Below are 7,811 nucleotides of genomic sequence, written 5' to 3'. Positions count from 1 at the left end.
GCGGCCAGCTGCTGCATCAGTTCGGGGTTCTGCGCCGGCCACACGAAACCGATGAGCGTGCCGCCCTCGCGCATCAGCGCGACTTCGTCAGCGCTCGGCGGGCGCACCTTGAACACGATGTCGCTGCCGGACCAGAGCTCGGCCGCGGTTGCGGCGACGGTTGCACCGGCCGCGCGGTACGCGTCATCGTCAAAGTTCGCGCCGGCCCCGGCGCCGCTTTGGACGGCGACCGAAAAACCCAGCTTGATCAGTTTCTCGACCACTTCGGGCACGGTCGCTACGCGCCGTTCACCAGTGGCTGTCTCCAGAGGAATCCCAATCTGTAATGTCATAGTGTGAAAGATGGGTGATGGCCATCGCAAATCGCTCGGGCCGGTGCGTCAAGGTACCAGAATCATGTGCGTGTTTAGTAGCTGGCGCGCGGGTTTGCGTCAAAAATCGAACGACCGTTCACCGAGCGCGAATAGAGTATGCCCCATAACAATGAGGCTATCGAGGCAGCGAGCGCCTCCAGCGCATCTTCCGTTGTACTGTTGTGTTTTATCCACGGGCGAGCAATATCGCGTCGGCCGAACGGATGTTGACGACGCGGCTGGACTGCCGCTTCACTGGTGTGGCGCGGGTGCGCTGCTGCCTGAGCCGGCCGGCGTGCGGCGGGATCGCGTGCGGTTCCCATAACCGGCTTCCTTCACGGATTCCCATGGCCGGCTCCCATCGGTGATCGCGCCGCTCGTTGCTCGACTGGCTCGCAATCCTTGGGGGCGATTTCGTCGAAGTACACCGCAACTGAAGTGTCGAGCCGGCGTTGAATCGTTTACACGTACGCCGGCACGATCCGGCCGATCGCGAAACGGATGGATATCGTTCAACAACGGTCTGCAACAATCCAGACCGACCGGTAGGTCAATGGCTGGCCGCTGATCGCAGGCGGACCCATCAGCGCATCGCGACGATCGTCAGATTAATTCAGCAGGCACCATATCGCGAGGAACGGCGTGTCGCTGGAGCGCATCGCATGCAGCGCGCCGGGCAGATTGTGGATGCCGCTACCGATTCCAGGATCGAACCAGGCGCCGTTCTGCTGGCGGAATTCACCGGCGGTCATGAGCACGTACGCTTCCTCCGGCGCGTGAGCATGATCCGGGTACCTGACGCCGGGCATCAGCAGCGAGAAGCCGAGTTGAATGTCGTCACGGCTTTCCGCGCCGCCGGGTCCGCAAATCATTCCGTTCACGTGCCCGTCGATGTAGTTCGGACTGCCGTCCTTTCCCGTTGTGCGTCGCGACCAGCCGATCACAGGTTCGAGCGACTTGATCAGCTGCGCGATGGTGGCGAACGCCGGGTTGACGCGTGCGACCGATTCGAGCGCAGGATCGAGCCATGCGCATGCCGGATATCGCACGGCGTTCCGCATTCCGTTGTCCGACGGTTCCTGCAGCCGCGCGAATACTTTCGGTGCGAACGCGCGCGCGGCGGGAGGAAGCGTTTCCGACTGGAACAGATCGCCGGTTATCCCGACGAAATCGGCGATGTGCTTCGGGCGTTGACTCATCTTGCTCGCTGCTCCCGTGGTCATGTGGCCTGATGAGACGAAAGTCTACGCAGAAACGCACGGGTCCGGACAGCGAAAAAGGGCGGCCGATTTGGCACCGGCCGCCATGCACGTATCGCTACCGATGGTGCATCATGCCGCCGCCTGCAATCTGCCGTGCGGATCGATCACGAATTTCTTCGGCACGCCCGAATCGAACGCCGCGTAACCGCTCGGTACGTTGTCGAGATCGATGGCGTTCACGTTGACCACTTCGGCGCTATTCAGCCGATCCCACAGAATCGCCTGCATCAGGTTGCGGTTGTACTTCATCACCGGCGTCTGGCCGCGCACCATATGCTGGTCCGAGCCGCAGATATTGGTGGCGACCACGCGGAGGATGACGCCGTGACTGGCCTTGCGGCCCGACGGATCGACGAGATCCGGGAAGGCGATGCTGCGTACCTCGACCTTCCCCGGACCGACATGAACAACGCCACGATTGCCTGACATCGTGTCTCCCGATGTGACGGGTAATTGGATGGAAGGCGACGCCTTCCGTGAAGCATTACAGCCAGTCGGTTTCGAAGCTGCAGTCGGTCAGCGACACGCAGCCGTGTTCGGTCAGCACGACCTGCTGTTCGAGCTTGACGCCCTGGCTGCCGCCTTCCGCGCCGATGTAGCTTTCGACGCAGACAGTCATGCCGACCTCGAACTGGCCGTCATAACCCGAGCTTTCCCAGTCGACCTGATGCGCGATCGCCGGATACTCGTCGACCATCCCGATGCCGTGCGCAAGACAGCAGTAGCGGTTCTTCACGAATGGGTCGGGGATCTTCCACGCCTTTTCCGCGAACTCGCGGAACGTCATCCCGGGCCGCAGCAGATCCATGTTGAAGTGGACTTGCGCGTACGCGTACTCGTACAGCTTGCGTTGCTCGTCCGACGGCCGGCCGTCGCCGACGAGCCAGGTGCGGGAGATGTCCGAGCAATAGCCGTTCGGCCCGACCATGTCGGTATCGAACGCGAGCAGGTCGCCCGCCTGCAGCACCCGCGACGAACACTCGTGCATCCACGGGTTGGTCCGGTCGCCAGACGCCAGCAGGCGCGTTTCGATCCATTCGCCGCCATTGCGGATGTTCTCGTCATGCAGGTTCGCCCAGATGTCGTTTTCGGTCAGGCCCGGGCGCAGCTCGCGGCGCATCCGCTCGATGCCTTTCTCGGCGGTGCGCAGCGATTCGCCGATCAACACGAGCTCGCCGGACGACTTGATGAGCCGGGCGGTTTCCATCAGTTCCTGGCCGTCCGTCAGCGTGAGGCCGTGCTTCTCGAGGTACGCAGTGCCGAACGGGTCGAGGCGATCGACGGCCAGGAAGCGCTCGCCTGGCGCATGCTTGCGGAACACGTCGACGATCTCGGCGCTCCAAGTTTCGACGCGCTGCTCCGCATTGGGGCCGGCGTTGAAGTAGGTCCAGCTGACGGCGCCGCGCAACTCCACATCGAGATTCAGCCCGTCCCACACGTGCGCGCTGCTGTGGAACTCCCACGCGACGATGCGGCCGGTGGCGAACACCATCACGTAGCGCGCGGGGTTGCGACCGGCCCACACCTGCATGTTCGACGTATCGGTCGCGTAGCGGATATTGACCGGGTCGTAGAGCAGGATCGCTGGAACCTTGTGCGCGAGCAGCTGTTGCTGAACCCGCGCAAGCCGGTATGCCCGTACGTCGCGCAGAACGGCGTCCTTGTCGTTCAGTTCGATAGCACTGCTTACATCCTGGAGCTGATCGACCGCCATACTGTTCCTCCTGAATGGGTTTGATGGTGCGTTTGCAGGGAATGGGGCGTTCGCGCGACGGAGCAATCCGGGTTTCATGTGGAAGGGCCCGTGACCGTGCCGCGCGCGCTTGCCGACGGATCAGAGCTCCAGCACGAGGTCCGACGTCGGGCGGCTGCAGCAGAGCAGCCGGAAGCCCTTCTGAACCTCCCGGTCCCGAATCCCGCCGTTGTGCTGCATGTCGACCGAGCCCTCGAGCAGCTTGGTCTTGCAGGTGCCGCAGATGCCCTGGCTGCAGGACGACGGGATCGCGACGCCGGCCTTTCTGGCCGCCGACAGCACGGTGTCGGCGGCGTGCATCGTGAACGTCTTCGACGAGCGCGACAGCTTGACCGTGAAGGTCTCCGTCGACGCTTCGGCAGCGGGGGCCGCCGGTTCCGGCGCGACGCCGGCGCTGATGTCGAAGCTTTCCTGGTGATAGCGCGCGGGATCGTGTCCGCCGCCGCGCAACACGTCGCGTACCGCATTCATGTAGCCGGCCGGGCCGCAGGTGAACGCTTCGCGTTCGGCGTAGTCGGGCACCTGCTCGGCAAGCAGTTGCAGGCTGAGCCGGCCGACCGGTCCCGGCCAGTGCGCTTCGTCGCCGACGCCTTCGCAGACGAAGAACGTGCGAAGGCGCGGCGACAGCGCCCCGAGCCGCTGCAGCTCCTTGCGGAACACGATGTCGGCGGGCGTTCTCGCGCTATGGACGAACACGATGTCCAGGTCGAGCCCGAGATCGATGCTCGCGCGCGTCATCGACATCAGCGGCGTCACGCCCGAGCCGGCGGACAGATACAGCAGTTTGGCCGCGGGCGCCGCCGTCGGCGTGAAGCTGCCCGACGGGCCGTACGCGAGCAGCGGGTTGCCCGGCTTCATGTTGTCGTGCAGCCAGTTCGACATCACGCCGCCGGGCACCCGCTTGACCGTGATGGACAGCAGATAGGGGCGGGTCGGCGGCGACGAGATCGTATAGCAGCGTTCGACCGACTGGCCGTGGACGTTTGCCGACACCGTCATGAACTGGCCGGGTTCGAAGCGAACCGGCGAGCCGTCGCCTACGCGGAATTCGAAGCTCTTGACGTCGTGCGTCTCGTCGACGACGCGGCAGCACGTCAGCGTCTGCTGTTCGCCGCTCGCCCAGGTTCTGCCGGTGCTGTCCCAGGTGCCGGGATGGGAGAGTCGGTCGTGTGCTTCGTGTTCTTCGTGTGCGGGATCGAACATGCTGTCTACGGAGTTCATGGCGTCGCTTCCTTGGGGCGCAGTGCACGCGCGACGTGCACGCTGTCATTCGCGAAAGCAGGGCGTCGATGAGGGGCCGGTAGCGCCTCGTTCCGATGTCTCGCTCCATATCCGGATTGCCTTCGCTGTGCGCCGAGTATTGGCGTGCACTACAACAGCGTCAATGCGCTTTATTTTCCGGGCGCCATTACATTGGGTTATGCGTGACGCGCGTCCGCGCGGGCAGTGGCTCGGCCGTAACGATCAGGACATTGCCGTGGCGAATTTCGTCGCGATGAAGCGATGCGCGCCAGCGGGCTGCCGATCGCGCTTCGCGCTCCCCGCAAGCAGCGCGCGCCGCTACTGAGATGTCGGTGGGTTAGAGCGGCGGGATGGGTCGCGATTGCCGCCGAATCACTTGGAACACATGTCGGGTTGCCAAGTCGAGGGTTAACCCGCCCACTCGGAACTGCAGTCGCCCGCCATCCGCTGCCGGATTTCCATCGCGTCGGCTTCATCGCGTGCAAGGTCATCCCATAACCGGGCCCCTTTGCACTCTCCCATGGCCGGCATCCTTCGGCGATTCCCATATTCGGCTCCCCGTCGCCGGCCTCGCCGGCGGGTCGCGCCGCCGCTTCGCCCCCACGGCCGGCCCACCCGGCAGGCACGCCGATTGCACGTCGTTTCCGGCAAAACCGGCACCGGCACCCCGCCGCCCGGCCGACCGTTTCCGGCATCGCACCGCACATCGCGTGGCCGGTTTTGTCACCATATGGGCCGGATATGACAATGGGAAACCGTCGACGCGGCATTACGATGGGCCACGTCGTCGCCTGGCGCTGGCCGGTTTTGCCGTAGCGATCCAGTGGCGCCCTCATTTACTGCCTGATTGGAACATCGACCATGAGCTATAACGCCCCCGTCAAGGACATGCTGTTCGTGCTGAAGGAACTCGCGGGCATCGACACCGTTGCGCAGTTGCCGGGCTTCGAGGAAGCCGGCTACGACACGGCGCAGGCCGTGCTCGACGAGTCCGCGAAATTCTGCGGTGAAGTGCTGGCGCCGCTGAATGTCGAGGGCGACCGCAATCCGAGCAGCTGGAAGGACGGCGTCGTGACGGCGACGCCCGGTTTCGGCGCTGCGTTCCGCCAGTTCGTCGAAGGCGGCTGGCAGGGGCTGCAGCACCCGTCGGAATACGACGGCCAGGGGCTGCCGAAGCTGATCGCGACGCCGTGCATCGAGATGCTGAACGCGTCGAACCTGTCGTTCGCGCTGTGCCCGCTGCTTACCGACGGCGCAATCGAGGCGCTGCTGACGGCCGGCACCGACGAACAGAAGCAGCGCTACGTGCCGAAGCTGATCTCCGGTGAATGGACGGGCACGATGAACCTGACCGAGCCGCAGGCGGGCTCGGACCTGGCACTGGTGCGCTCGCGCGCGGAGCCGCAAGGCGACGGGACCTACAAGGTGTTCGGCACCAAGATCTTCATCACGTGGGGCGAGCACGACATGGCGGACAACATCGTCCACCTGGTGCTCGCGCGCACGCCGAGCGCGCCGGAAGGCGTGAAGGGCATCTCGCTGTTCATCGTGCCGAAGTTCCTGGTCAATGAAGACGGCTCGCTCGGCGCGCGCAACGACGTGCACTGCGTGTCGATCGAGCACAAGCTCGGGATCAAGGCGAGCCCGACGGCGGTGCTGCAATACGGCGACCACGGCGGCGCGATCGGCTACCTGGTCGGCGAGGAGAACCGCGGCCTCGAATACATGTTCATCATGATGAACGCGGCGCGCTTCGGCGTCGGGATGCAGGGGATCGGCGTGGCCGACCGCGCATACCAGAAGGCGGCGGAATTCGCGAAGGAGCGCGTGCAGAGCCGCCCGGTGGACGGGTCAGCCAAGCAGTCCGTGTCGATCATCCATCACCCGGACGTGCGCCGGATGCTCGGCACGATGCGCGCGCTGACCGAAGGCGCGCGGGCACTCGCGTATGTGGCCGCCGCACACAGCGACATTGCCCACCGCCATTCGGACGAGGCGACGCGGGCGCGTCATCAGGCAATCTACGAATATCTGGTGCCGGTCGTGAAGGGCTGGAGCACGGAGATGGTGAACGACGTGGCGAGCCTGGGCGTGCAGGTGCACGGCGGGATGGGCTTCATCGAGGAAACCGGCGCGGCGCAGTACTATCGCGATGCGCGGATCCTGGCGATCTATGAAGGCACGACGGCGATCCAGGCGAACGACCTGGTCGGCCGCAAGACGATGCGCGACGGCGGCGCGGTCGCGAAGGCGCTGATCGCGGAGATCGGCGAAACTGTCGCGGCACTCGGCCAGCTCGACGGCGCGGCGGCCGCGTCGATGAAGGCGCAGCTGGAGAAGGGCGCGCGCGCGCTGTCGGCGGCGGTGGACTACGTGCTGGCGAACGTGAAGCAGGACCCGAACGCGGTGTTCGCGGGCAGCGTGCCTTACCTGAAGCTGGCGGGCGTGGTGCTGTGCGGATGGCAGATGGCGCGCGCGCTGCTGGCGGCGCACGCGAACCGCGCGAGCGACACGGCGTTCTTCGATGCGAAGATCGCGATCGCACAATGCTATGCGGAACACGTCCTCGTGCAGGCAGGCGGGCTCGAAGCGTCGATCGTCGGCGCGAAGGGCAACGAGAGCGTGCTCGCATTGACGGAAGACCAGTTCTGACCGTAACGGTCGGAGCGCAGGAGGAGACAGGATTTTGACCACACAGGACTTGCTCGCGCAATACGGCCCGCGCGAATCGATGGAATACGACGTCGTGATCGTCGGCGGCGGCCCCGCCGGGCTGTCGGCCGCGATCCGGCTCAAGCAGCTGGCTGCCGAGAAAGGCACCGAGATCGGCGTGTGCGTGCTCGAGAAGGGTTCCGAGATCGGCGCGCACATCCTGTCGGGCGCGGTGATGGACCCGCGCGCGATCAACGAACTGTTCCCCGACTGGAAGGAACGCGGCGCGCCGCTCGATGTCGAGGTGACGGAAGACCGCTTCCTGTTCCTGTCCGAGAAGAGTGCGGTCACGACGCCCAACTGGGCGCTGCCCGCCAACTTCCAGAACCACGGCAACTACGTGATATCGCTGGGCAACGTCACGCGCTGGCTTGGGGCACAGGCCGAAGCGCTCGGCGTCGAGATCTTCCCGGGCTTCCCCGCTGCGGAGATTCTCTACAACGACGACGGCTCGGTGAAAGGCGTCGCCACCGGCAACATGGGCGTGGG

At 65.1% G+C, this 7,811-nt stretch carries 6 protein-coding genes and 3 pseudogenes; 2 read left to right on the top strand and 7 right to left on the bottom strand.

All coding sequences use genetic code 11. The features are described 5' to 3' along the window. The 7 genes and pseudogenes from pntA to PI86_RS15185 all read right to left on the bottom strand — a co-directional run. Nucleotides 1–332 (bottom strand): annotated as a pseudogene (pntA, locus tag PI86_RS15205) (Re/Si-specific NAD(P)(+) transhydrogenase subunit alpha); the annotation flags it as partial. A gap of 74 nt (nt 333–406) precedes the next feature. After that, nucleotides 407–676, bottom strand: coding sequence for a hypothetical protein (locus PI86_RS17235; RefSeq protein ID WP_152608126.1), 270 nt, complete (start codon nt 674–676; stop codon nt 407–409). A gap of 285 nt (nt 677–961) precedes the next feature. Then, nucleotides 962–1,552 carry a dimethylsulfonioproprionate lyase family protein gene (locus PI86_RS15200; protein ID WP_039324147.1) on the bottom strand — a complete coding sequence of 197 codons (591 nt, stop codon included), beginning with the start codon at nt 1,550–1,552 and terminating at the stop codon, nt 962–964. A gap of 132 nt (nt 1,553–1,684) precedes the next feature. Then, nucleotides 1,685–1,879: pseudogene (locus PI86_RS17805) on the bottom strand (formaldehyde dehydrogenase, glutathione-independent); the annotation flags it as partial. Beyond that, nucleotides 1,871–2,044, bottom strand: a pseudogene (locus PI86_RS17975) (formaldehyde dehydrogenase, glutathione-independent); the annotation flags it as partial. The pseudogenes PI86_RS17805 and PI86_RS17975, both read right to left, overlap by 9 nt. A 55-nt stretch (nt 2,045–2,099) precedes the next feature. Beyond that, on the bottom strand, nt 2,100–3,329 hold the full coding sequence (locus PI86_RS15190; RefSeq protein ID WP_039324141.1) for a M24 family metallopeptidase: 1,230 nt from the start codon (nt 3,327–3,329) through the stop codon (nt 2,100–2,102). Between the two features lie 120 nt (nt 3,330–3,449). Continuing rightward, nucleotides 3,450–4,589 carry a hybrid-cluster NAD(P)-dependent oxidoreductase gene (locus PI86_RS15185; protein WP_039324138.1) on the bottom strand — a complete coding sequence of 380 codons (1,140 nt, stop codon included), beginning with the start codon at nt 4,587–4,589 and terminating at the stop codon, nt 3,450–3,452. 882 nt (nt 4,590–5,471) lie between these two features. Between PI86_RS15185 and PI86_RS15180 the strand changes: the two genes are divergently transcribed. Together PI86_RS15180 and PI86_RS15175 are read left to right on the top strand one after the other, a co-directional pair. After that, nucleotides 5,472–7,262, top strand: coding sequence for an acyl-CoA dehydrogenase (locus tag PI86_RS15180; protein WP_039324135.1), 1,791 nt, complete (start codon nt 5,472–5,474; stop codon nt 7,260–7,262). A 79-nt stretch (nt 7,263–7,341) separates the two neighbouring features. Then, nucleotides 7,342–7,811: NAD(P)/FAD-dependent oxidoreductase (locus tag PI86_RS15175; RefSeq protein ID WP_442854579.1), on the top strand; the 470-nt coding region annotated here is incomplete at its 3' end.

Source organism: Burkholderia sp. A9 (assembly GCF_000801975.1).
This window is presented reverse-complemented; position numbering and strand designations above follow the sequence as displayed.

Bases quoted from the DNA above. Each gene is read 5' to 3' on its own strand.
- PI86_RS15185 (WP_039324138.1), bottom strand. From the start codon at position 4,589: ATGAACTCCGTAGACAGCATGTTCGATCCCGCACACGAAGAACACGAA.
- PI86_RS15200 (WP_039324147.1), bottom strand. From the start codon at position 1,552: ATGAGTCAACGCCCGAAGCACATCGCCGATTTCGTCGGGATAACCGGC.
- PI86_RS15180 (WP_039324135.1), top strand. From the start codon at position 5,472: ATGAGCTATAACGCCCCCGTCAAGGACATGCTGTTCGTGCTGAAGGAA.
- PI86_RS17235 (WP_152608126.1), bottom strand. From the start codon at position 676: ATGGGAACCGCACGCGATCCCGCCGCACGCCGGCCGGCTCAGGCAGCA.
- PI86_RS15190 (WP_039324141.1), bottom strand. From the start codon at position 3,329: ATGGCGGTCGATCAGCTCCAGGATGTAAGCAGTGCTATCGAACTGAAC.